Below are 23,988 nucleotides of genomic sequence, written 5' to 3'. Positions count from 1 at the left end.
CGACATGAGCCGGAGCCGCTGCGCTCCGTATGAGGGGAGGTGATCGCGAGATGGACCCGCGACGTGATCCGCGTGGCGCGCTGGTGCGACCGTACGCGGTCACCCGGGGCCGCACCGAGCCGTTGCAGAACATCGCGCTCGAAGCCGTGCTGTCGAGCACGGCCACGCAGTCGGCCGAGGCGCGTTTCGCCGGGCACGACAAGTACCGCATCTCCTCGGTCTGTGAAGGCCGGGCACAGTCGCTGGCGGAAATCGCCGCTTACACCCGGATGCCGCTGGGCGTCACCCGGGTGCTGGTCGCCGACATGGTGGCCGAGGGCCTGCTGACGCTACACACTGCCGCTCCCGCGACGGGTTTCGCGGCGCGCATGAACCTGCTTGGAAGGGTGCTAAGTGGACTTCGCGAACTATGACCCCGACGGGGTGAACCGCGGCCGGGAGATCATCTCCGCGAAGATCGTGATCGCGGGCGGCTTCGGCGTGGGCAAGACCACCCTGGTCGGTGCGATCTCCGAGATCCAGCCGCTGACCACCGAGGCGCTGATGACCGCGGCGGGCGTGGGCATCGACGACGCGTCGAAGGTGCCGGGCAAGGAGACCACCACGGTCGCCATGGACTTCGGCCGTATCACCATGGCGGAGGACCTGATCCTCTACCTGTTCGGCACGCCCGGCCAGACCCGCTTCTGGTTCATGTGGGACGAGATCATCCGGGGCGCGGTGGGCGCGGCGGTGCTGGTGGACACCCGCCGGATCACCGACGCGTTCGCGCCGCTGGACTACTTCGAGAACCGCAAGCTGCCGTACGTCGTGGCGTTGAACCGCTTCGAAGACGCGCCGCACTACGAGCTGGAGGAGGTCCGGGAGGCGCTCGCCATCTCCCCGGACGTGCCGATGGTCCTGTGCGACGCCCGCCGGCGGGACTCGGTCAAGCAGGTGCTGGTGACCGTGGTCGAGCACGCGATGCTCCGCCTCCAGGCCGAGCACGGCTACCCGGCCTCGGTCGGCTGACCGCCTGCGGGTCAGTCGACCCGCAGGCGGTAGCCCCGCTTGACCACTGTCTGCACCACGCGGGGCGCCTTCAGCCCGACCCGCAGCCGGGCGACAGCCATCTCCACCGCGTGCTCGTCCGCGCCGCGCGGCAGCGTACGCAGCAGCGCGGTGCGGGAGAGCACCTTGCCGGGTGACGCGGCGAGCGCGCGCAGCACGGCCATCGGGGCCGGCGCGAGCTGGCGCAGCTCCCCGTCCACCACCGCGGCGTGGCCGCGCAGCGTCAGCACGTGCCCGGCCGCCTTCACCGAGACCGTGCGCCGGGGCAGCTCCTCGACGATGGTGCGGACCAGCGCGCCCAGCCGCGCCCGGCTGGGCGCGCTCACCGGCACGCCGCGCCGGACCAGCGGCTCGGCGGTCACGGTGCCCACGCACCCGGCCAGCACGTCGCCGCGCAGCGCCTCCAGCACCGTCTCGGTACGGTCCCCGGCCGCCCGCAGCAGGGCCTCGGCCGCCGGGGCCGAGGTGAACGTGACCGCGTCGACGAGCCGCCCGGCGACCAGGTCGATGAGCCGGTGCAGCGGCGCCGGGTCGGCCGGCGGCGCCCACCGGTAGACCGGCACCTCGATCACCGTGGCCCCGGCCGCCACCAGGGCGTCGGTGCACTCGGGTTGCCGCTCGCCGTGCAGTTGCATCGCCACCACCTTGCCTGCCACGCCGCGCGAGACCAGGTGCTCCACCACCTCGTCGCAGCTCTCCGACCCCGGCGACCAGTGCTCGCGCAGCCCGGCGGCGCGGATCGCCCCGGTCGCCTTGGGGCCCCGGGACACCACGTACGCGCGGGCGAGCGTGGCGCGCAGCGGCTCGGCCAGCCCCCAGCCCTCGGCCGCCTCCAGCCAGCCCCGCATGCCGATGCCGGTGTTGGCCATCAGCACGTCCGGCGGATGTTCCAGGCAGGCCCGGGTGGCCTCACGCAGGTCGGTGTCGTCGGCGAGCGGGACGATCCGCAGCGCCGGGGCGAGCACCACCCGCGCACCGCGCCGCTGGAGCAGGGCGGCCAGTTCGTCGCGCCGCCGGTCCGCGGTGACCCCGATGGTGAAACCGGCCAGCTCGTCCCGCATCACTGCTCCTGCCGTAACCGCACCTCGACCTGGCCGTCCCGGCAGCGCACCCGGTGCCGCGTCAGCGTCACGCCGGGCAGGTCCAGGCACCGCCCGGTGGTGAGGTCGTAGACCTGCTTGTGCAGCGGCGAGGAGAGCGTCGGCACGCCGCCCCGGCTGCCCACGAGACCGCGGGACATGACGTACGCGCCGCCGACCGGGTCGAGGTTGTCCACCGCGTACAGCCCGCTCGCGGTGCGGAAGACAGCTACCTGCACGCCGTCGACGAGCGCGGCCACGCCCCGGTCGAGGTCGAGCCGGTCCAGCGGGCAGACCGGCATCCAGTCCAGCGTGACGACAGGGCTCATCGGCGTACCTCCGGCAGTCCGAGCACAACGGGTTGACGGCGGTGCCCGGCGTCCCGGGCGGGCACCGGCTGGCCCCGCTCCCGGGTGAACGTGATGGACGGGTCGGGCACGCCGGGCGCGTTGACGAACGAGGCGAAGCGGCGCAGCCGCTCCGGGTCCTCCAGCACGTCGCGCCACTCGTCGGAGTAGCTCGTGACGTGCCGGGCCATGGCCGCGTCGAGGTCGGCGCAGAGGCCGAGCGAGTCGTCCACGAGCACCGACCGGAGGTGGTCCAGGCCGCCGTCCATCGCCTCGATCCAGGCGGCGGTGCGCTGCAACCGGTCGGCGGTGCGGATGTAGTACATGAGGAACCTGTCGATCAGCGTGACCAGCTCGGCGGTGCTCAGATCGGTGGCGAACAGGTCGGCGTGCCGGGGCCGGAAGCCGCCGTTGCCGCCGACGTACAGGTTCCAGCCGCCCTCGGTGGCGATGACGCCGAAGTCCTTGCTCCGGGCCTCGGCGCACTCCCGGGCGCAGCCGGAGACCGCCGACTTGAGCTTGTGCGGCGCGCGCAGCCCTCGGTAGCGCAGCTCCAGCGCGATCGCCAGCCCAACCGAGTCCTGGACGCCGTAGCGGCACCAGGTGTCGCCGACGCAGGACTTCACGGTGCGCAGCGCCTTGCCGTAGGCGTGGCCCGACTCGAAGCCCGCGTCGACGAGCCGGCGCCAGATCTGCGGCAACTGGTCGACCCGCGCGCCGAACAGGTCGATCCGCTGCCCGCCGGTGATCTTCGTGTAGAGCTGGAAGTCGCGGGCCACCTCGCCGATCGCGATCAGCTTCTCGGGGGTGATCTCCCCGCCGGGAATCCGGGGCACCACCGAGTAGCTGCCGTCGCGTTGCAGGTTGGCCAGGAAGTGGTCGTTCGTGTCCTGCAGCGACGCCTGTTCGCCGTCGAGCACGTGCCCGGCGCCGAGCGAGGCCAGGATGGAGGCCACCACCGGCTTGCAGATGTCGCAGCCGCTCCCGCGCCCGTGCTCGGCGACGAGCCGGGAGAACGTGCCGATGCCCCGCACCCGGATCAGGTCGAACAGCTCCTGCCGGCTGCTGTCGAAGTGCTCGCACAGCGCTTTCGACTGGCGCACCCCGGCGGCGTCCAGCAGCTGCTTGAGCATCGGCAGGCAGGAGCCGCAGCTCGTACCGGCCCGGGTGCACGCTTTCAACGCCGGCACGTCGGTCGCCCCGCCGGCGATCGCCGCGTCCAGGTCGGCCCGGGTCACCGCGTTGCAGGAGCAGACCTGCGCGGCGGCCGGCAACGCGCCCGCGCCGGCGCCCGGGCCGCCGGCCGGCGCCAGCAACGCCAGCGGGGGAGCGGGCAGCGGCCCGCCGACACTGGCCCGCAACGCCGGGTACGCGCTCGCGTCCCCGACCAGCACGCCGCCGAGCAGCGTCCGCGCGTCGTCGGAGAGGACCAGCTTCGCGTACGCGCGGGTGGCCGGGTCGGTGAACGTCACGTCCAGGCAGCCGGGGGTGACGCCGTGCGCGTCGCCGAACGAGGCCACGTCGACGCCGAGCAGCTTGAGCTTCGTCGCGGTGTCCGCGCCGGGGAACGTGGCCGCGCCGCCGAGCAGCCGGTCCGCGACCACCTCGGCGGTGGCGTACCCGGGCGCGACCAGCCCGTGGCAGACCCCGTCCACGGCAGCGCACTCGCCGACCGCCCAGATCCGCTCGTCGGTCGTACGGCAGGAAGCGTCCACCAGCACGCCGCCGCGCGGGCCGAGCGGCAGCCCGGCCGTCCGGGCCGGCTCGTCGCGCGGCCGGATCCCGGCGGCCACCACCACCAGCTCCGCGTCGACAGTGCGGCCGTCGGCCAGGTCGAGCGCGGCGACAGTGCCGTCCGGCCCGGGGCGCAGCGCTGTGGTGGCCACCCCGAGGTACGGCGTGACGCCCAGCTCCTCGACGTAGCGGCGGAGCATCGCGCCGCCCGCCTCGTCCACCTGCACCGGCATCAGCCGGGGCGCGAACTCGACCACGCTGGTGTCGAGCCCGAGCAGCCGCAGCGCGTTCGCCGCCTCCAGCCCGAGCAGTCCGCCGCCGATGACCGCGCCGGTGCGCCGCCCCCGGGCGTGCTCCCGGATCGCGGCCAGGTCGTCCAGCGTCCGGTAGACGAAGACGCCGGGCAGCTCCGTGCCGTCGACCGGCGGCACGAACGCGTACGAGCCGGTGGCCAGCACCAGCGCGTCGTACGGGTACTCCCCGGCCGCCGTGGTCACCACCCGACGCGCCCGGTCGACCCCGGTGGCCGGCTCGCCCAGCCGCAGGTCCACTCCGTCGTCGGGGGTGTGCACCGTCAGCTCGTCGGCGTCCACCCCGTCGAAGACGGCCGAGAGGCGCACCCGGTCGTACGCCGGACGCCGCTCCTCGGCCAGCACCGTGACCCGCCACCGCCCACCGGTGTCCCGGGCCCGCAGCGCCTCGACGAAGCGCTGCCCGACCATGCCGTTCCCGATCACGACCAGCCGCTCGCTCATGACGCCACTCCGCTTCGCTGCGTGGCGCCACGAGGCACCTCCGCGCTGAGCCTGCTGATTCGCTCGCTCATGACGCCACCTCCACCGTCTCGCGTACCTCGTCGGCTGCCTGCGGGTCGGCCTCGGCGAGCCAGCCGGCGATGCCGGCGACCGCGTCCCGGCAGCCGCCGCAGCCGGTGGCGGCCCGGGTCCCCGCGGACAGCGCCGCCGCCGTCCGGGCGCCCGCCCGCCAGCACGCCACCAGCGCGCCCTTGGTCACGTCGTTGCACCGGCACACGGTCGCGGCGTCCGGCATCAGCGCCGGGGACGCGGCCGGCCCGGACTGCGTCTCGCCGAACGCCCGGCCGAGCAGCAGCGAGCGCCGGTCCGTCGGCACCGGCGCGCCCCTGTCGAACAGCTGCACCACCGTGCCGACCGCCGGGTTGTCGCCGAGCAGGATCGCGCCGGTCAGCCGCTCGTCCCGGATGCGCAGCCGGGCGTAGGTGCCCCGGGCCGGGTCGGCGAAGGTCAGCTCCTCGACCGGGCCGCCCGGGTCGCCGGTCCCGGCCACGTCACCCATCGCGGCCAGGTCGATGCCGGCCGCCTTGAGCCGGGTCACCGCGGGCCGAGGGCGGTAGCGGGCCAGCGGATCCGCTCCGGTCAGCACGTCGGCCACCACCCGGGCCTGCGCCCAGGCCGGCGCGACAAGCCCGGTCAGCGCCCCGTCGTGCTGCGCGCAGTCGCCGATGGCGGAGATCCGCCGGTCGCTCGTCCGCATCCGGTCGTCCACCACCACGCCCCGCTCGACGGCGAGACCGGCGGAGGCGGCGAGCGCGGTGTCGGGGCGTACCCCGCAGCAGAGCACCAGCAGGTCGGCGTCGAGCGGTTCGGCGTCGCCCAGGTGCAGGCGGACGCCGTCGGCGTCGGCGGTCACGGCGGTGGCCGGCGCCCCGAGCCGGGACCGGACGCCCAGGCCGGCGAGCGTGCCGGCGAGGACCGCGCCGGCGGACGGGTCGAGCTGGCGTTCCATCAGGTGCCCGACCGGGTGGACCACAGTCACGTCGAGACCCCGCGCGGCGAGCCCTCGGGCCGCCTCCAGGCCCAGCAGCCCGCCGCCGAGCACTGTCACGCGTCGCGCGCCCTCGGCGGCGGCGAGGATCCGCCGGCAGTCCCCGAGCGTGCGGAACGGGACGACCCGCTCGGGCAGCGGCGCGAGGCCCGGCAGCGGCGGCACGACGGCCAGGCTGCCGGTGGCGAGCACCAGGTGGTCGTACCCGTGCCGGCCGCCGTCGGCGGTGACCACCTCCCGGGCGGCCCGGTCCACGGCGGTGACCGCCGCGCCGGTGTGCACCTCGACGCCCGGCCCGACGGCTTCGACCAGCTCCACGTCCGGCTCGCCGATGCGCCCGGCGAGCAGCGTGGAGAGCATGATCCGGTTGTACGCGCGGTGCGGCTCCGCCCCGAGCACGGTGATCCGCCGGTCCCCGCCGCGTGCGTGCAGCTCGGCGGCGAGCCGGGCGCCGGCCATGCCGTAGCCGACGACGACTATGCGTTCGTTCATGCCGGCTCCACCCGGACCGCGCAGATCTTGAACTCGGGCATCCCGGAGACCGGGTCGAGGGCGTCGTTGGTGACCGAGTTGGCGCGTTGCGCGCCCGGCCAGTGGAACGGCGCGAAGACGGTGTCCGGCCGGATCGCCGTGCTGAGCCGGGCCGGCGCCCGCAGCTCACCCCGGCGGGAGACCACACGTACCGGCGCTCCCTCGGTCACGCCGAGACGGGCCGCCAGGTCCGGGTGCAGCTCGACGAACCCGCCCGGTGCGGCCCGGCGCAACGCGGCCACCCGCCGGGTCTGCGCGCCGGACTGGTATTGAGCCAGCACCCGGCCGGTGGTGAAGTGCAGCGGGTAGTCGGCGCACACCGGCTCGGCGGCCGGCCGGTGGGTCACGGCGTGGAACCGGGCCCGGCCGTCCGGGGTGGGGAAGCGGTCGGCGAACAGCCGGGGGGTGTCCGGGCCGTCCCGGTCCGGGCAGGGCCAGAAGACGCCGGTGTCGGCGTCGATCCGGTCCCAGGTGATCCCGGCGTAGTCGGCCGGCCCGCCGGCCGAGGCCCGGCCCAGCTCCGCGAACACCTCACGCGGGTCGGTCGGCAGTGGCGCGCCGTCGGTCAGCCGCCCGGCGAGCGCGGCGAGGATCTCCAGCTCGGTACGGACCCCGGCCGGTGGCTCACGCAGCGCCCGGCGGCGCAGCACGCGGCCCTCCAGGTTGGTCATCGTGCCGTCCTCCTCGGCCCACTGGGCGACCGGCAGCACCACGTCGGCCAGCTCGGCGGTCTCGGAGCGGACGAAGTCCGCGACCACGAGCAGGTCCAGGGCGCGCAGCCGGGACTCGACCCGCGCCGCGCGGGGCGCGGACACGACCGGGTTGGAGCCGAACACCAGCAGCGCCCGGGCGCCCGACGGCGTGCCCAGCGCGTCCAGGAGCTGGTACGCCGGCACCCCCGGCCCGGGCAGCGCGTCCGGGTCGACGCCCCACACTCCGGCCACGTGCTCGCGGGCCGCCGGGTCGTCGATACGCCGGTAGCCGGGCAGCTGGTCGGCCTTCTGCCCGTGTTCCCGGCCGCCCTGCCCGTTGCCCTGCCCGGTCAGGCACCCGTAGCCGGAGCCGGGGCGACCGGGCAGGCCCAGGGCGAGCGCCAGGTTGATGAAGGCGGTGACCGTGTCCACGCCCTTGGCGTGCTGCTCGGCGCCCCGCGCGGTGAGAATGACCGCCCGGTCCACAGTGGCGAGCGCGCGTGCGGTCGCGTACAGGTCGGCCACCGGCACGCCGGAGAGCCGTTCCACCTCCGCCGGCCAGTAGCCGGCGACCGTCCGCCGGACCTCGTCGAAGCCGGTGGTCCGCTCCGCGACGTACGCCCGGTCCAGCCAGCCCTCGGTGAGCGCGATGTGCAGCAGCGCGTTCGCCACCGCGAGATCGGTGCCGGGCAGCGGCTGCAGGTGCAGGTCGGCCTGGCGGGCGGTGGCTGTGGCCCGGGGGTCCACGACGATCAGCCGGCCACCGCGTTCCCGCAGGTCGGTGACGTGCCGCATCAGCGGCGGCATGGTCTCGGCCGGGTTCGCGCCGACCAGCAGCAGCGTGTCCGCGCGGCCGAGGTCGGCCAGCGGGAAGGGCAGCCCTCTGTCGATCCCGAACGCCCGGTTGCCGGCCGCGGCGGCCGAGGACATGCACCAGCGCCCGTTGTAGTCGATGTGCCGGGTCCGCAGCGTCACCCGGGCGAAGCGGCCCAGCGCGTACGCCTTCTCGTTCGTCAGCCCGCCGCCGCCGAAGACGGCCACGGCGTCCGGCCCGTGGCGGTGCTGCACGTCCTGCACGCCGGCGGCGACGCGGTCGAGCGCCTCGTCCCAGGTCGCCAGGCGCAGCTCGCCGCCGGGCCGGTCGCGCAGCAGCGGGGTGGTGAGCCGGTCCGGGTGGTCGAGCAGGTCGGCGGCGGTCCACCCCTTCTGGCACAGCCCGCCCCGGTTGGTGGGGAAGTCCCGGGCGCCGACCTCGACGCCGTCGCCGGTGGCGCTCAGCACCATGCCGCACTGCAGTGCGCAGTACGGGCAGTGCGTGGCGACCTGTTCGGGGCGTGAACCCCTTCGCGTCGCCGTGCGTGCACCGTCTGTCATGTCGGAAAAGCGTGCCGTCGGGCGGTTTCCGGTCCGGGTCTGCTCTGTTTCGGTCCTGTCACGAGCGCTTCACACCGCACGCACGTGACGGAGCCGTCCGTGGGGTTTAAAATGTGGGACAAAAATCTCATATATTAGGACGTAACCGACCTGCTGCCCGCTGCCCGCCGGCCGGTACGACGCGGTGGTCTCCGCGCTGGCCATCCACCACCTCGACGACTCCGGCAAGCGGGCGCTGTACCGGCGGGCGGCGGACGCGCTGGCGCCGGGCGGCGTGTTCGTCAACGCCGAGCAGGTGGCCGGGCCGACCCCGGAGCTGGACCGCCGCTACGACGAGGTGTGGACGGCGCGGATCACCGAGCTGGGCTCCGACGCCGAGGAGATCGCCGGCGCCCGGGAGCGGATGCGGCACGACCGGCCGGCCACGGTGGCCGAGCAGTGCCGGTGGCTGGCCGAGGCGGGACTGGTGGACGTGGACTGCTTCTTCAAGGAATGGCGTTTCGCGGTCTTCGGCGGTCAGCGGCCGGCGAGGTGATTCTCGAGCCGCTCGGCGAAACGGGTGCGCCGGCCTTCCGTAGGTGGGCGATCAACTCGACCGCGTCCTTGTCCTCTGAGACGAGGCTGCGCCGGTAGTAGTCGATCTGCCGCGCCAATGCCCGCAGAACCAGGGGCATCGAACGGTCGGCCACCCAGTTGAGGAACTCGTCACCGGTGAGGACCGACAGCAATTCCCGCACGCATTCCGGAGGAAAGCCGCGCCGGTCGTCGGTCACCAGGATGTCGGCGCGGCCATGGACGGCGGCGGCCAGGACATGCCGGTCCTCCGGGTCCGGCGGGCACGGCACGTCGTTCGGCGAATAGCCGGTGACGAAGCCGTACGGAAATGCCTGGACGAAACGACGCCGCTGCCCACCGATCGCCTGCTCGGAATGCTCGGGCCGCTTGCGCCGCAGGCGATACATCCATTCCGCCAGGACGTCCTCGCTGTACCGCAGATCGAAGACGGCGCAGTCGCCTTCGAGTGCGAGAAGGCTGATCCAGTCGCGAAGGGTCCTGGAATAGAGAACGTTCGCGTCCAGGAACACCAGTGGGGCGCTGGGGATCACAGTGGACACCCTACCCAGCGCCCCCTGGCCGGTCCGGGAACTACACGTCGTCGGTGAAGCCCAGCGCGTCGGACTCCCACATCAGGGCCTCGTACGACTTCCGTCGCTCTTCCATCTGTCGTTGCCGGAATGCGAGGACGTCGCGGAGAAAGAGGCGCCGGTGGCTCCCGACCCGGTGGGACGCGATCGACCCGTTCTCCAGAAGGCGGACGAGTGTGGGGCGGGACATGCCGAGCAGCTTCGCCGCCTCGGTCGTCGTCAGTTCGCGGGAGATGGCGCTGATCGCGACGCCGTCGCCGCGGGCGAGCATCGCCGAGATCTGATGGAGGACGTCGAACATCTGGGCGGGAACCTCGACCTCCTCGCCGTCCGCCGAGACGAGGCGGGCCACGCCCCCGCCTGCGGCGAGGGGGTGCCGCGCGAGGAACTCCTCCATGGCGGCTGCCTTCTGGCGCTCCGCTCCCTCGGTGGGCATTACCGAGGCGGCCATGCCGGTGCTGAGGCTCATGACGGCTCCCTGTGGGCAGATGTGGCCGCGTCCTAACCGTTCGGAATCACATCATCGTCGCTTCCAGGTGCAATATCCGCAACTAGATTCGGTTGTTTCACTTGGTGATGTCCTAATCCCCGATCGGTGGGGACGAGGATGACTGGTGGTCATACCGATGGGTAGTCTTCGTGGCATGACCGCCAAGGTGACACTGTCGTTCTCCGACGAGACGATCGAGGAGGCGCGCCGGTTCGCCAAGCGGGAAGGGCTCTCCCTCTCCGCCTGGATGGACCAGGCCGCCCGGGAGAAGGCGCTGCGCGAGGTCTTCACCGCGCACGCCGACGCGGTGGGCCGTGCCGGTCTCGACCTGGAAGCCGCCGCCCTGGCCGACGCCCAGGAGGCCGCGCTCGTCGACGACGCCCTGTTCGGCGGACGTCCGCGTGCTGCGTAGGGGTGAGGTCTGGCGCATCTCCGGCGCCCGGGAACGGTTCGGTCTGGTGATCAGCTCCGACGTCTACAACGCCACGGCGGTGCCGATCGTGATCGTGGCCGAGGTGGTCGAGGAGTCGCTGCTGCGCGACTCGCCGCTCGCCGTGCCGATGGGCGCGTACGTGGTGATGCCCGACCGGATCTCCTCGCCGATGAAGAAGTGGTTCGCCGAGTGCGTGGACGTGGCCGACACCGAGACCATGCAGCGGGTCGGCCGGGCCCTGCGGATTCTCCAGGAGCTGTGACCGCCTCACCGGCGCCGTCCGGCGGACGTGCGATCTCCGTTGCCGCGCCGACGCGCGCGGGGCACGCCGGGGAAACCGCCGGCTGAGAGCGTCGCCTCGTCATCGACGAGGAGGAGTCGCCCGTGAGCACGCTCGTTTCCGCACCGACCACGCCGCCGGCCACCACCGCCGGCCGGCTCACCGAATGGCGGCCGGAGGACCCTGCGTTCTGGGCCGCCGGGGGTGCCCGGGTCGCCCGGCGCAACCTGTACGTCTCGATCTTCGCCGAGCACGTCGGCTTCTCGGTGTGGAGCCTCTGGTCGGTGACAGTGCTGTTCCTGGGCCCCGAGTACGGCATCGACCCGGCCGGGAAGTTCCTGCTCACCGCCGTGCCGGCGGCGCTGGGCGCGGTGCTGCGGCTGCCGTACACGCTGGCGGTGGCCCGCTTCGGCGGCCGGAACTGGACCATCGTCAGCGCGTTGCTGCTGCTGGTGCCGGCGGTGCCGATGGCAGTGCTGATCGAACCCGGGGTGTCGTACACCACGCTGATGGTCCTGGCCTGCCTGTCCGGCGTCGGCGGCGGCAACTTCGCCTCCTCGATGGCGAACATCAACCTGTTCTTCCCCGAGCGGCTCAAGGGCCGGGCGCTGGGGCTCAACGCCGGTGGCGGCAACCTCGGCGTACCGGCTGTGCAACTGGTCGGCCTGGCGGTGCTGGCGACCGCCGGCGCCGCGTACCCCCGGCTGGTGCCGGCGGTCTACCTGCCGCTGATCGTGCTGGCCGCGCTGGCCGCGGCCCGCTGGCTGGACAACGTCCCGGGGGCGCGCAACGAGCCGGGCGCGCTGCGCGCGGCGGCCCGCGACCCGCACACCTGGGTGATGTCGCTGCTCTACGTGGGCACGTTCGGCTCGTTCATCGGCTTCGGCTTCGCTTTCGGCCAGGTGCTCCAGCTCCAGTTCCACGACCGCTTCCCGACGCCCGTCGACGCCGCCTGGCTGACCTTCCTCGGCCCGCTGATCGGCTCGCTGATCCGGCCGGTGGGCGGTCAGCTCGCCGACCGGCTGGGCGGGTCCCGCGTGACGTTCTGGAACTTCGTGGCGATGGCCGCCGGGGCCGGGCTGGTGCTGTACGCCGCCCGGGACCGGTCGTTCCCGCTCTACCTGGCCGGGTTCCTGGCGCTGTTCGTCTTCTCCGGCATCGGCAACGGCTCGACGTACAAGATGATCCCGGCGATCTTCCGGGCCCGGGCCGTCGCGGAGAGCGAGCTGACCGGCGACCCGGAGGCGGCGCAGCGGCGGGCCCGGCGCCTGGCCGGGGCGGTGATCGGGATCGCCGGCGCGGTCGGGGCCTCGGGCGGGGTGCTGGTGAACGTGGCGTTCCGGCAGTCGTTCCTGGCCTCCGGCACGGCGGACGCCGCCTACCTGGCATTCATCGCCTGGTACGCGCTCTGCTTCCTGGTGACCTGGGTGGTCTACCTGCGTCCCGGGTCGCGTACGCTGGTCGGCGTGTGAGCTGCGCCATGGCGAACGCGCAGGCCACGCTCGGTACGACCCCGTTTTGACCTGCCGCAGGGCGGCCGGGTATCGTTGCCTGCTGTTGTACGACATTCTTAGGCGTGCCGCCTCAGGTACGCTTGGTCGTTCGTGCGCGCTGGTCCGGCTGGGTACTCCTGGTCACCTCGGCGCGCGACCCCAGACCGACGACGAGACAAGGTAGACCTGTGCGTACGTACAGCCCGAAGCCGGGTGAGATCGAGCGTCAGTGGCACGTCATCGACGCCTCTGATGTCGTGCTGGGCCGCCTGGCGACCCACGCCGCCACGCTCCTGCGTGGCAAGCACAAGCCGACTTTCGCGCCGCACGTCGACACGGGCGACTTCGTCGTCATCGTGAACGCGGGCAAGGTCGCGCTGACCGGCAACAAGCGCCAGACCAAGGTTGCTTACCGCCACTCCGGTTACCCGGGTGGTCTGAAGCGGGTCGGCTACGACGAGCTGCTCACCAAGCGGCCCGAGCGGGCCATCGAGCTGGCCGTGAAGGGCATGCTCCCGCACAACAAGCTGGGCCGTCAGCTCCTCAAGAAGCTGAAGGTCTACGCCGGTGCCGAGCACCCGCACACCGCGCAGCAGCCGGTGCCGTTCGAGATCAAGCAGATCGCGCAGTGAGCGCGGGCGAAGGAAGCAGCATGACCGACATCACCGCCACCGAGGTCGCCCCCGAGGCCACCGAGGCGCCGGCGCCCGTCGCGCGCGCGCCCCGTGGTGACCGCCCGATCCAGACCGTGGGTCGGCGCAAGGAAGCCATCGTCCGGGTCCGGATCGTCCCGGGCACCGGCAAGATCACCTGCAACGGCCGTGACCTCGAGGCCTACTTCCCGAGCAAGGTGCACCAGCAGCTCATCAAGGACCCGCTGGTCACCGCCGAGAAGCCCGAGGCGTTCGACGTGATCGCCAACCTGCGTGGCGGCGGCACCACCGGCCAGGCCGGCGCGCTGCGGCTCGCCATCGCCCGGGCGCTGATCGTCAGCGAGCCCGACGACCGCCCGGCCCTGAAGAAGGCCGGCTTCCTGACCCGTGACGCCCGGGTCAAGGAGAGCAAGAAGTACGGCCTCAAGAAGGCCCGCAAGGCTCCTCAGTACTCGAAGCGCTGATCACCACAAGCGCCTTGTACTTCTGACGGACGGCCGGTCCGCTTCCCCTTCCCGGGAGGCGGACCGGCCGTTTCGCGTTTCTCCTCTCATCGGCAGTTCCACGGAGGTTGGCGGGTATGGGCCGGTTGTTCGGCACGGACGGCGTACGCGGGCGGGCGAACGTGGATCTCACCCCGGAGTTGGCGTTGGCGGTCGCGGTGGCCGCGGCCCACACGCTGGCCGAGACCGACAAGAGCCATCCGCCGCTCGCGGTGGTCGGCCGGGACACCCGGGCCAGCGGCGAGATGCTGGAGGCGGCGGTGGTCGCCGGGCTCACCAGCGCCGGCGCCAACGTGGTCCGGGTCGGCGTGCTGCCCACCCCGGCGGTGGCGTTCCTCACCGCCGAGATCAAGGCCGACCTGGGCGTGATGCTCTCCGCCTCGCACAACCCGATGCCGGACAACGGCATCAAGCTCTTCGCCGCCGGTGGGCACAAGCTGCCCGACGAGATCGAGATGCGGATCGAGGAGGCGGTGAAGGCCAACGCCACCACCGCCTGGAAGCGCCCGATCGGCGCCGGCGTGGGCCGGGTCAACGACCTGCTCGACGGCGCCGACCACTACGTACAGCACCTGGTCGGCACCGTGCCGCACCGCCTCGACGGGATCAAGGTCGTCGTCGACTGCGCCAACGGCGCGGCGGCCGACGTCGCCCCGGTCGCCTACCGGGAGGCCGGCGCCGAGGTGATCGCCATCCACGCCGAGCCGGACGGGCTCAACATCAACGACGAGTGCGGCTCCAACCACATCGACGCGCTGCGCGCCGCAGTGGTCGAGCACGGCGCCCACCTCGGCATCGCCCACGACGGCGACGCCGACCGCTGCGTCGCGGTCACCGCCGACGGCGACGAGGTCGACGGCGACCAGGTCATGGCGATCCTCGCGCTGGCCATGCGGGATGCCGGCGAGCTGACCCAGGACACCCTGGTCGCCACCGTGATGAGCAACCTCGGTCTCCGGCTGGCCATGTCCGAGCACGGCATCCGGCTGGTCGAGACCAAGGTCGGCGACCGGTACGTGCTGGAGGAGCTGCGCGCCTCCGGCCTGGCGCTCGGCGGCGAGCAGAGCGGGCACATCGTGCTGCCCGCGTACGCCACCACCGGCGACGGCGTCCTGACCGGCCTGCACCTGATGGCGCGGATGGCCGCCACCGGCACCTCGCTGGCCGAGCTGGCCGCCGTGGTCACCAAGCTGCCCCAGGTGCTGATCAACGTGCCGGTCGGCGACCGTACCGTCGGCGCCGCCGCGCCCGCCGTCCGCGCCGAGGTGGAGCGCGCCGAGGTCGAGCTGGGTGAGACCGGCCGGGTGCTGCTGCGACCCTCCGGCACCGAGCCGCTGGTGCGGGTCATGGTCGAGGCGGCCACCGAGGACACCGCGCGCGAGGTCGCCGAGCGCATCGCCGAGCAGGTACGCACCGCCAGCCCGGTCGCCTGACCGGGCGCGGGGCGCCGCTTCAGAGCCGCAGGCGGGAGGCCCGGTCGAACGTCTCGGCCGGGTCTTCACCGTCGGTGAGGTCGATGTCCTCGACCAGTCGGCCGTCGCCGAGCCGGATCAGGCGGTCGCACCGGGCGGCGATGGCCCGCTCGTGCGTGGCCAGCAGGATCGTCATGCCGTGCCGCTCGCGCAGGTCGAGGAGGAGGTCCAGGATCTGCGCACCGGTGGCGGAGTCGAGATTGCCGGTGGGTTCGTCGGCCAGCAGCAGCCGTGGTCTGCCCATCAGCGCCCGGGCGATGGCGACCCGCTGCTGCTGACCGCCGGAGAGCTGCGCCGGCAGTGCCCGTTCCCGTCCCTCCAGGCCGACGGCCGCGAGCAGCTCCCGGGCCCGGGCGGCGTGGTCGGCCCGGCCCGGCAGCGGCAGCACCGGTGCGATCACGTTGTCGAGCACGGTCAGCGCCGGCAGCAGGTGGTATCGCTGGAACACGAACCCGACCCGCTGCCGGTAGCGAGCCAGAGCGCCCCGGCGCAGCGCGGTGACCTCCACGTCGTCGACAGTCAGGCTGCCCCGGTCGGCCCGCTCGATCGCGCCGATCAGGTGCAGAAGCGTCGACTTGCCCGAGCCGCTCGGCCCGGTCAGCGCCACCACCGAGCCGCCGGCGATCTCCAGCGACACCTCGTCGACGGCGGTGAGTCGCTCGGCGCCGGTGCGGAACTCGCGGACCAGCCGGTCCGTGCGCACCGTGCTTCCGGGGGTCGGGTCCATTGTCACTCCTCTGCCAGTAGGCGTGCGGTGGGCAGGCGGTGCAGCAGCGCGGCGGGAACGAGCGCCGCGAGGCAGGTGACCGCCACCCCGGCCCCGGCCACCACCACCGCGACGGTGACCAGGGCGGAGGGCACCTCACCCACCAGCCAGGCCGCTCCGCCGAGCCCGAGGCCGGCCCCGGTGAGCGCGCCGAGCCCACCGAGGAACAGGGCCTGGAAGCCGATGAGGCGGGCGAGGGCGCCGTCGGTCCAGCCGGTGGCGCGCAGCGTGGCCAGCTCGGCGGCGCGATCCCGGATGTGCAGGTAGAGGACGTCGGTGACGGCGGCGGCGCCGAGCAGGACGGTGGCCGACGCGGCGAGCGTGTCGGCGCCGCGGACGCTCAGCGACACGGTGTCGCCGAGCAGGCTGCCGACGACCGCGCCGCGGAAGGCGTAGTTGACTGCTGCGACCACGGTGAGGGCGGCCACGCCGATTGCCAGCGCGGCGGCGCCCAGCAGGGTGCGCCCCGGAGTGCGGGCCAGGTTGACAAGGGCCATCCCGGCCACGGTCCGGGTCCGCCGGGCTCGGAAGACGCCGGCCACCTGTGGCCGCAGGGCCGCGACGGGGTGGGTGCGCGCGGCCCGCAGCGCCGGCGGCAGGCCCGCCGTCAGCGCCAGCAGCAGGGCCACCGGTACGGCGAGCAGCGCGTGCCGCCAGTCGACGTCGATGCCGAGGGCGCGGCCGAGGGGTGCCGCGAGACCGACGGCGAGCAGCCCGGCGACCAGGCCGAGCGCGGCGACCTCACCGAGGACGAGCGCCCCGATGCGACGGGCCGACCAGCCGAGACAGGCGAGGACGGCGAGCTCGGAACGGCGGTCCCGGACCGCCGCGGTGACCGCGTTGCCGAGGAACAGCGCGCAGACCACCAGCACCAGGGCGAACAGCACGGCGCTCTTGCGGTCGACCGCCCTGGTGATGACCGAGGCGACGCCGAGGGCCGACCAGTTCTCGGCCAGTCGCAGGCCGGGGCGGCCGAAGTCGCCGGCGGGCAGGTCGACTGTCTGCGGGGCGAGTGAGGAGCCGAGGGTGATGTCCACGTCGAGACCGGTGGCCACGGCGATCCGCTCGGCGGTCAGCCGAACCCGTTCGGCGGCACGCTCGCTGTAGCCGTCCACGTCGTCCACCCGGACCCGGATCGCGCTGATCGGGGCGGCGCGTTGCGGGCTGTTGCCGGCCGCGAGCAGCCCGGGCAGGCTGGCCAGGTTGGTGAGCAGCAGTGGGGGCGCGGACAGGTAACCGGACGGGTTGCCGCTGGGTTCCAGTGGCCGTCCGCCGAGCGCCGCCCGGCTGCGCGCGTCCGCCCCCTTTGCACGCGGCGGCTCGTACGTCTCCAGCGGCACCCGGCCCACGTCGCTGAAGCCGGTGAGCTTTTCCGGGTCGAACAGCCCGACGGCCTGCCACTGCCGGGCGTCCTGTCTGCCACTGCCGAGCCGCAACGAGTTCAACGGGCGGTGGCCGGTGTCCTCGCTGAGCCAGGGGCGGGGCATGGTGACCAGGTCCCCTGAGGTGCCGTACACGGCGGGGTCGGCGGCGACCGGGCGGACCCGCAGGCTGCCGTCGGGCATCCGGTCGTACGTCGCCTGCCCCGGCTGCACGACGACCTGGAGTTGGCCGTGGCAGCAGGCGTCCGGTCCGAGCCCGGCGGCGAGCTGCGACCGGTACGCGCTCACCGCGTCGCGTTCCGCGCCACCGGCCGCGGTGGACGGCAGACCGCGCAGCCGTTGTGCCAGTTCCCGAGGGGGGACGCCGGCGATGCTCGCGTCGAGCCGGGTGCGGGTGAACGTGGCCCGGACCGCGCCGTCGAGGAACGGCCGGCTGGTGGCGAGCACCGGCACGGTCCGGCTGGACAGCCCACCGCCCGACCTGGCCACCACAGTTGTCTCGGCGGCGGTGAGCGGCCGGCCGTCGACCACCGCGTCGTCCAGGCCCACCAGTTCCTGTTCGGCGGCGGGGTCGACGGCGGCGAGCAGGAATGGCACGGTGAGGCGCACGGTCACGGTCAGGCGGGACAGCGGCGCGAGCGCCTCACCGGCGGTGGCGGGCGATCGCACGTCCGGCCGTTCGAAACGGCCGCCGGGCAGCATCCGGAACGCCTCGACCTGCCAGATCCGCCGCTCGCTGAGGTCGTGCAGCAGGTCGCCCTGCTCGACCCGCGGGTCACAGACGGGTGCGGTACGCCCACCCGGCAGGACCTCGCGGGGCAGCAGCCCGCAGTCGTTCGTGTCGTACGTCCGCCCGTCGGTGTACCGGACCGCGTCCAGGTAGTACTGGTCGCCGATGACCGGGTAGGCCAGCGGGTGGGTGGTGACGTACACGTAGGTCGGTTCGGCGGCGGCGTGGCTGAGGCCGCGTTCGGCGAGGAACTCGCGGTCGATCCTGATGAGTTGCCGGTCGAGTGACGGATCCACTGCCGCGGTCACGTCCAGTGGCATCGCGATGGAGGTGGTGGAGTAGCCGAGCATGGCGATCGGGGCCGCGACGTCCACTCCCTCGATGGCTCTGACCTGGTCGTACTGTGCGGTGGTGATTCCGCCGTAGGCGCCGGACAGGTAGTTGGGCCGGACCAGCCCGCGTTCGGACTCCAACGGGGTGCGGGTGCCCTTCGGCCGGACCAGGATGTCGTAGGCGGCGCGGGTCTGGCGTTCCACCGCGCCGGTGACGGCGAGGCGGGAGGTGGTCGTGGCGCCGGTGAGGACCACGAAACCGGTGGTGGCCACCAGCACGCCGACCAACAGCGCGACCGACCGTCCGGCCCGGCCGCGAAGCTGACCCCAGATGAACCTGATCATCGCGCCTCCCGTGTGCTGAGCCCACTGTGCGCGATACATTGTGACAATGCAAGGCCCCGCCCGTGGTGCCTACCTGAACCGGATCGGAGACGACTGTGGCGATCCAGCACGCCGTCTTGGCCCTGCTCGCCCGGGGGCGCAGCCACGGTTACGAGCTGAAGGGCGCCTTCGAGGCGGCGGTCGGACCGCAGTGGGGGCCGCTCAACATCGGGCACCTCTACCAGATCCTCGACCGTCTCTCCCGGGACGGACTCGTGCTGGCCGAGCGGCAGCCCCAGCCGGTCAAGCCCGACCGGGTGGTCTACGAGATCACCGAGGGCGGTCGGGCCGAACTCGACCGCTGGCTGTCCGAGCCGAGCCCGCGCAGCGGCGGCTTCCGGGACGACTTCTTCCTCAAGGTTACCTCCGCCGCCCGCTCCGGCTCGCCGGAGACCGTCCGCCTCGTGCTGGCCAACCAACGCGGTCATCTCATGCGGGAGCTGCGCAACCTCGACGGCTCGCGCCGGCACGCCGACGATCCGGTGGTCCGGCTGCTGCTCTCGGCCGCCATCCGGCACGTCGAGGCCGACCTGGCCTTCGTGGACGACGCGGAGGCCGCACTGCTCGCCGACGGCGGCGTCACGCTCGCCGGTCTCGCCGCCGCGGCGGGCGAGGGCAGACCGGGGCGGTCGGCCGCGGACCGGCCGGACGACGGCGCGGCGCGGGCCGCGAGCTGAGTGGCCGGCGGCGTCCACCGCCGGTTCGCACGGCGGCGCGGAGCGGTAGCGGGCTCGCCCTCAGCCGCTCCCGCGTGGGACGCGTCGCCTCTCAGACGTCCGCGCGCAGGCGGCGCAGCCGGGTCACCGCCTCGGCCAGCACCTCCGGTCGCTTGCAGAACGCGAACCGGACCAGCCGGCGGCCGGCCTCCACGTCGTCGTAGAAGACCTGCGTGGGCACCGCCACCACGCCGCAGCGCTCCGGCAGCGCCCGGCAGAACTCCACCCCGTCCCGGCCGCCGAGCGGCGTGACGTCGGCGGTGACGAAGTAGGTCCCCTCCGGCGCGAGCACGCCGAACCCGGCGTCGGCGAGCCCGGCGACGAGCTGGTCCCGGCGGCGTTGCATGTCGTCCCGGAACCCGGTGAAGTAGGCGTCCGGCAGCCCGAGAGCCACCGCCACCGCTGGTTGCAGCGGCCCGGCGTTGACGAACGTCAGGAACTGCTTCACCCGCAGCACCGCCGCCACCAGCGGCGCGGGGCCGCTCACCCAGCCGACCTTCCAGCCGGTGCAGGAGAACGTCTTGCCGGCTGACGAGATGCGCAGCGTCCGCTCCCGCATGCCCGGCAGCGTGGCCAGCGGCACGTGCGGCGCGGCGGCGTCGGTGAAGACCAGGTGCTCGTACACCTCGTCGGTGACCGCGTACACGTCGTGTTCCCGGCACAGCTCGGCGACCGTCGTCAGCTCGTCGGCGGTGAAGACCTTGCCGGTCGGGTTGTGCGGCGAGTTCAGCAGCACCAGCCGGGTACGCGGCCCGAACGCGGCGCGCAGCTCGTCCGGGTCGAACCCGTACCTGCCGTCCGGGCCGGGCCGCAGCGTCACCGGGCGGCGCACCGCTCCGGCCAGCGCGATCGAGGCGGCGTACGAGTCGTAGTACGGCTCGAAACAGATCACCTCGTCACCCGGCTCGCAGAGCGCGAGGATGCTCGCCGCGATCGCCTCGGTCGCTCCGGCGGTCACCACGATCTCGCCGTCCGGGTCGTACTCCAGGCCCCAGAACCGGCGCTGGTGCTCGGCGACGGCAGCGCGCAGCGCGGGGATCCCCGGCCCCGGCGGGTACTGGTTGTGGCCGGTCCGCAGCGCCTCGGCGGCGGCGGCGAGCATCTCCGGCGGGCCGTCGGTGTCCGGGAAGCCCTGCCCGAGGTTGACCGCGCCGGTACGCACGGCGAGCGCGGACATCTCGGCGAAGACGGTGGTGCCGAACGGCCGCATCCGGGCCACCAGGGGATCGGTCGTCGTCACGGCGGCCAGCCTACGGCCCGCCGCGGCGCACTCACCAGCCGAAGCAGGCGATGTTGAACCTCCCCGAGTTCCGGGAGACGACCTTGCCGTTGACGGTGATCCGGCAGGTCACCTCACCGCCGGCGACCGAGGTGGCGATGACCTGCACCCGCTCGCGGTCGTTCGCGGTGAAGCTCAGCCGCCAGGGCGCGTCCACGGCGCCGGGCTGGTGGAAGTTCGCGTCCGCGTCGTAGAACTGCACCTCCGCCTCGCCGTTGGAGGCGGTCACCTCGTACAGGACGGTGAACTTGCCGGGCCCGCCGGACGGGGTGGTCGCCGGCCTCACCGGGGGCGCTGTCGGCTCGTCGGTCCAGTCGCCGGGTTCGCCGTAGATCGGCTCCTCGTACCGTTCGCCGACTGCCGTCCCGTCGTCCATGGTGCTGCCGAGGAAGGCCAGCCCGACGCAACCGCAGACGATCAGCGCCAGGACGGTGACGATGCCGACCACCACACCGACCACCCAGCCGCCGCCGCTGCGGCGTGGCGGCATCCCCGGGTACGCGTACGGCGGCGGGTAGGGCCCGGGCGGGTAGGCGCCGGGCGGGTAGGCGCCGGGCGGGTACGGCCCGGGCGGGTAAGCGCCGGGCGGGTAGGCACCCGGCTGTGGCGACGAGCCGGGGTTGCCCGGCTGCGCCGGCCAGCCCGGTGCTCCCGGCTGGCCCGGCCACTGCGGTGTCCCCGGACCCGCGGGCTGGGACGGCCACCCGCCCGGCGCCCCGGGCTGTCCCTGATTGCCGGCGCCCGGCGTGTCGGCCGGAGCGGCCCGGCCCGGGTCACCCGCGGGTCGCCCCTCGGCGCCGCCCGCAGGATCGGGGTGACGGCCCTCGCCGCCGGGGGCGCTCAAGGGGGCCGACGACGACGGCGACCAGGGCTCGGGTGGCGTCCACGGCTGCGGAGCGGCCAACGGGTCCGGCGGCGTCCAGGTGGACGGCTGGGGGGTCACCGGCGCGGCGGTCGGGTCGACCGGTCCGGGGGCCGGCTCGGGGGCGGGGGTCGTCTCGGACATCGGCTCAGCTCACAGGGGGTACGGCGCGGACGCCCGCGGAACGATGGGCCCGGGGGGCGGAGCCCGGCCCCAATGTAGGCCGTGCCGGCCAGCCGCGTGGACCCGGTCCGTCCGGGCGCGCCGCGTCCCGAACCGGTACGCACGCGGCAGATGAGCCCGGCTCGTGTGTTGTCCGACATAGCAGCCCTGGCGTTCGGTTCGCTCAAATTCAATGATCGTTAACCGGCTTTCCGAGCACGCGCGATGAGCGAAACTCGGTTAGGCTGCGGACCATGTGTGGAATCGTGGGTTACGCCGGTGCGCGTCCGGCGCTCGGCATCGTGCTTGACGGACTGCGGCGGCTCGAATACCGCGGCTACGACTCGGCCGGTGTCGCCGTGGTCTGCGAGGACGAGCTGCTGACCGAGAAGAAGGCCGGCAAGCTCGCGAACCTGGAGAAGGTCCTCTCCGAGCGGGCGGCGGACAACCCCGAGGACTGCGCGGCCAGCCCGATCGGCATCGGCGACGGCACCACCGGCATCGGCCACACCCGGTGGGCCACGCACGGCGGCCCGACCGACCGCAACGCCCATCCGCACCTCTCCCCGGACGGCCGGGTGGCCGTGATCCACAACGGCATCATCGAGAACTTCGCGAAGCTCCGCGCCGAGCTGGAGGACGAGGGCGTCGAGTTCGCCAGCGACACCGACACCGAGTGCGCTGCGCACCTGATCGCCCGCGCGCTGGCCGACCTGCGCTCGGCCGGCGAGACCGACAGCCCGCAGCTCCTCGCCGCCGCCATGCGCGTGGTCTGCGGTCGCCTGGAGGGCGCGTTCACGCTGCTCGCCGTCGACGCCGGCATCCCCGGCGCGGTGGTCGGCGCCCGGCGCAACTCGCCGCTGGTCGTCGGCCGGGGCGACGGCGAGAACTACCTGGCCAGCGACGTCGCCGCGTTCATCGAGCACACCCGGGACGCGGTCGAGCTGGGGCAGGACCAGATTGTCCTGATCACGCCGGACAGCATCGACATCACCGACTTCCACGGTCAGCCGGCCAGCGGCACGGACTTCCACATCGACTGGGACTCGTCGGCTGCCGAGAAGGGCGGCTACGACTGGTTCATGCTCAAGGAGATCGAGGAGCAGCCGCAGGCCATCGCCGACACGCTGCTGGGCAGGCTCACCGAGACCGGCGAGATCGCCCTCGACGAGGTCCGCCTCAGCGAGCAGGACCTGCGCGACGTCGACAAGATCTTCATCGTCGCCTGCGGCACCTCCTACCACGCCGGCCTGGTCGCCAAGTACGCCATCGAGCACTGGACCCGCATCCCCTGCGAGGTGGAGCTGGCCAGCGAGTTCCGCTACCGCGACCCGGTGCTGGACCGGTCCACGCTGATCGTGGTGATCTCGCAGTCCGGCGAGACGATGGACACGCTGATGGCGCTGCGGCACGCCAAGGAGCAGAAGGCCCGCGTGCTGGCGATCTGCAACACGAACGGCTCCACCATCCCGCGCGAGTCCGACGCCGTGCTCTACACCCACGGCGGCCCGGAGATCGCCGTCGCCTCCACCAAGGCGTTCCTCACCCAGGTCGTCGCCTGCTACCTGATCGGCCTGCACCTGGCCCAGGTGCGCGGCATCAAGTTCGCCGACGAGGTGGGCGCGGTCGTCGCCCAGCTCCAGGAGATGCCGGGCAAGCTGCGGGAGCTGCTGGACCGGATCGAGCCGGTCCGCGCGCTGGGCCGCGAGTTGAAGTCCGAGCCGACGGTGCTGTTCATCGGCCGGCACGTGGGCTACCCGGTGGCGCTGGAGGGCGCGCTGAAGCTCAAGGAGCTGGCGTACATGCACGCCGAGGGCTTCGCCGCCGGTGAGCTGAAGCACGGCCCGATCTCGCTGATCGACCAGGGCACCCCGGTGATCTGCATCGTGCCGTCGCCGGTCGGCCGGGGCATGCTGCACGACAAGGTCGTCTCCAACATCCAGGAGGTACGCGCCCGGGGCGCCCGCACCATCGTGATCGCGGAGGAGGGCGACCAGGCGGTGGTCCGCTACGCCGATCACCTGATCTACGTGCCGCGTACGCCGACGCTGCTGGCGCCGCTGGTGACCACCGTGCCGTTGCAGGTGCTGGCCGCCGAGATCGCCGCCGCCCGGGGGCACGACGTCGACCAGCCCCGGAACCTGGCCAAGTCGGTCACTGTCGAGTAGTCCGCTTCCGTCCACGGTCCCTCCGCCCGTAGCCCGGGCGGAGGGACCGCGCCGTCTCCGGCCCGCCTCGCGGGCGGCTGCGGTACGGCCTCGGACGGTCGTGCCGGATCGTCCCGGACGGCCGCCGG

The 23,988-nt window shown here is 73.4% G+C and carries 22 protein-coding genes; 11 read left to right on the top strand and 11 right to left on the bottom strand.

Features of this window, described 5'->3' with window-relative positions:
- Positions 1-50: 50 nt before the first annotated feature.
- Positions 51-413: a DUF742 domain-containing protein gene (locus tag FHU28_RS30720; RefSeq protein ID WP_184688581.1), complete on the top strand. Its 363-nt coding sequence runs from the start codon at positions 51-53 to the stop codon at positions 411-413.
- Positions 394-1,011, top strand: a complete 618-nt coding sequence (locus tag FHU28_RS30715; protein WP_116508677.1) for a GTP-binding protein — start codon at positions 394-396, stop codon at positions 1,009-1,011. Before FHU28_RS30720 ends, FHU28_RS30715 begins: the two co-directional genes overlap by 20 nt.
- Positions 1,012-1,022: 11 nt before the next feature.
- Here the strand turns inward: FHU28_RS30715 and FHU28_RS30710 are convergent, their stop codons facing one another.
- The 5 genes from FHU28_RS30710 to FHU28_RS30690 form a co-directional block, all read right to left on the bottom strand.
- On the bottom strand, positions 1,023-2,111 hold the full coding sequence (locus tag FHU28_RS30710; protein WP_184688579.1) for a uroporphyrinogen-III synthase: 1,089 nt from the start codon (positions 2,109-2,111) through the stop codon (positions 1,023-1,025).
- On the bottom strand, positions 2,111-2,458 hold the full coding sequence (gene nirD, locus FHU28_RS30705; protein WP_184688577.1) for a nitrite reductase small subunit NirD: 348 nt from the start codon (positions 2,456-2,458) through the stop codon (positions 2,111-2,113). The genes FHU28_RS30710 and nirD overlap by 1 nt, the downstream gene beginning before the upstream one ends.
- Positions 2,455-4,965 carry a nitrite reductase large subunit NirB gene (gene nirB, locus FHU28_RS30700; protein WP_184688575.1) on the bottom strand — a complete coding sequence of 837 codons (2,511 nt, stop codon included), beginning with the start codon at positions 4,963-4,965 and terminating at the stop codon, positions 2,455-2,457. The genes nirD and nirB overlap by 4 nt, the downstream gene beginning before the upstream one ends.
- Positions 4,966-5,032: 67 nt before the next feature.
- Positions 5,033-6,505 carry an FAD-dependent oxidoreductase gene (locus FHU28_RS30695; RefSeq protein WP_184688573.1) on the bottom strand — a complete coding sequence of 491 codons (1,473 nt, stop codon included), beginning with the start codon at positions 6,503-6,505 and terminating at the stop codon, positions 5,033-5,035.
- Positions 6,502-8,610: a molybdopterin oxidoreductase family protein gene (locus tag FHU28_RS30690; protein WP_184688570.1), complete on the bottom strand. Its 2,109-nt coding sequence runs from the start codon at positions 8,608-8,610 to the stop codon at positions 6,502-6,504. Before FHU28_RS30690 ends, FHU28_RS30695 begins: the two co-directional genes overlap by 4 nt.
- 184 nt (positions 8,611-8,794) lie before the next feature.
- On the opposite strand from FHU28_RS30690, the gene FHU28_RS30685 reads away from it, so the two are divergent.
- Positions 8,795-9,145 (top strand): class I SAM-dependent methyltransferase, encoded by a 351-nt coding sequence (locus tag FHU28_RS30685; RefSeq protein ID WP_260413214.1) that lies wholly within the window; start codon positions 8,795-8,797, stop codon positions 9,143-9,145.
- Here the strand turns inward: FHU28_RS30685 and FHU28_RS30680 are convergent.
- A complete protein-coding gene (locus tag FHU28_RS30680) occupies positions 9,096-9,716 on the bottom strand; it encodes a PIN domain-containing protein (RefSeq protein ID WP_311773680.1) in 621 nt (206 codons plus the stop codon). The genes FHU28_RS30685 and FHU28_RS30680 overlap by 50 nt on opposite strands.
- Before the next feature lie 40 nt (positions 9,717-9,756).
- A complete protein-coding gene (locus FHU28_RS30675; protein WP_184688567.1) occupies positions 9,757-10,224 on the bottom strand; it encodes a helix-turn-helix domain-containing protein in 468 nt (155 codons plus the stop codon).
- Positions 10,225-10,399: 175 nt separating this feature from the next.
- Here FHU28_RS30675 and FHU28_RS30670 point away from each other — a divergent pair, with 175 nt between their 5' ends.
- The 6 genes from FHU28_RS30670 to glmM all read left to right on the top strand — a co-directional run bounded on the left by FHU28_RS30670 (position 10,400) and on the right by glmM (position 15,040).
- Positions 10,400-10,657 carry a DUF6364 family protein gene (locus FHU28_RS30670; RefSeq protein WP_030501570.1) on the top strand — a complete coding sequence of 86 codons (258 nt, stop codon included), beginning with the start codon at positions 10,400-10,402 and terminating at the stop codon, positions 10,655-10,657.
- Positions 10,647-10,940 carry a type II toxin-antitoxin system PemK/MazF family toxin gene (locus tag FHU28_RS30665; RefSeq protein WP_030501569.1) on the top strand — a complete coding sequence of 98 codons (294 nt, stop codon included), beginning with the start codon at positions 10,647-10,649 and terminating at the stop codon, positions 10,938-10,940. The genes FHU28_RS30670 and FHU28_RS30665 overlap by 11 nt, the downstream gene beginning before the upstream one ends.
- 122 nt (positions 10,941-11,062) lie before the next feature.
- Positions 11,063-12,430 carry an MFS transporter gene (locus tag FHU28_RS30660; protein WP_184688564.1) on the top strand — a complete coding sequence of 456 codons (1,368 nt, stop codon included), beginning with the start codon at positions 11,063-11,065 and terminating at the stop codon, positions 12,428-12,430.
- A 209-nt stretch (positions 12,431-12,639) separates the two neighbouring features.
- On the top strand, positions 12,640-13,083 hold the full coding sequence (gene rplM / locus FHU28_RS30655; RefSeq protein ID WP_013288574.1) for a 50S ribosomal protein L13: 444 nt from the start codon (positions 12,640-12,642) through the stop codon (positions 13,081-13,083).
- A 20-nt stretch (positions 13,084-13,103) separates the two neighbouring features.
- Complete coding sequence (rpsI, locus tag FHU28_RS30650) at positions 13,104-13,568, top strand: 30S ribosomal protein S9 (protein WP_018784602.1); 465 nt, start codon at positions 13,104-13,106, stop codon at positions 13,566-13,568.
- A 116-nt stretch (positions 13,569-13,684) separates the two neighbouring features.
- Positions 13,685-15,040, top strand: a complete 1,356-nt coding sequence (gene glmM / locus FHU28_RS30645; protein WP_184688562.1) for a phosphoglucosamine mutase — start codon at positions 13,685-13,687, stop codon at positions 15,038-15,040.
- A 19-nt stretch (positions 15,041-15,059) separates the two neighbouring features.
- Here the strand turns inward: glmM and FHU28_RS30640 are convergent, their stop codons facing one another.
- Both FHU28_RS30640 and FHU28_RS30635 read right to left on the bottom strand, forming a co-directional pair.
- Complete coding sequence (locus FHU28_RS30640) at positions 15,060-15,806, bottom strand: ABC transporter ATP-binding protein (protein WP_184688558.1); 747 nt, start codon at positions 15,804-15,806, stop codon at positions 15,060-15,062.
- Between the two features lie 2 nt (positions 15,807-15,808).
- Entirely contained in the window at positions 15,809-18,634 is a 2,826-nt protein-coding gene (locus tag FHU28_RS30635; RefSeq protein ID WP_184688556.1) for an ABC transporter permease, read from the bottom strand.
- A 95-nt stretch (positions 18,635-18,729) separates the two neighbouring features.
- Between FHU28_RS30635 and FHU28_RS30630 the strand changes: the two genes are divergently transcribed.
- Complete coding sequence (locus FHU28_RS30630; RefSeq protein ID WP_184688554.1) at positions 18,730-19,350, top strand: PadR family transcriptional regulator; 621 nt, start codon at positions 18,730-18,732, stop codon at positions 19,348-19,350.
- Between the two features lie 91 nt (positions 19,351-19,441).
- Here the strand turns inward: FHU28_RS30630 and FHU28_RS30625 are convergent, their stop codons facing one another.
- Together FHU28_RS30625 and FHU28_RS30620 are read right to left on the bottom strand one after the other, a co-directional pair.
- Positions 19,442-20,629, bottom strand: coding sequence for a pyridoxal phosphate-dependent aminotransferase (locus tag FHU28_RS30625; protein WP_184688552.1), 1,188 nt, complete (start codon positions 20,627-20,629; stop codon positions 19,442-19,444).
- Positions 20,630-20,660: 31 nt separating this feature from the next.
- Entirely contained in the window at positions 20,661-21,674 is a 1,014-nt protein-coding gene (locus FHU28_RS30620) for an MmpS family transport accessory protein (protein ID WP_184688551.1), read from the bottom strand.
- Positions 21,675-21,946: 272 nt separating this feature from the next.
- On the opposite strand from FHU28_RS30620, the gene glmS reads away from it, so the two are divergent.
- On the top strand, positions 21,947-23,860 hold the full coding sequence (gene glmS, locus FHU28_RS30615; protein ID WP_184688548.1) for a glutamine--fructose-6-phosphate transaminase (isomerizing): 1,914 nt from the start codon (positions 21,947-21,949) through the stop codon (positions 23,858-23,860).
- Positions 23,861-23,988: the final 128 nt, after the last annotated feature.

The organism is Micromonospora echinospora (assembly GCF_014203425.1).
Classification (GTDB): Bacteria; Actinomycetota; Actinomycetes; order Mycobacteriales; family Micromonosporaceae; genus Micromonospora; species Micromonospora echinospora_A.
Note: the sequence above shows the minus strand (reverse complement) of the source record. Positions and strands in the feature narration are given on the sequence as shown.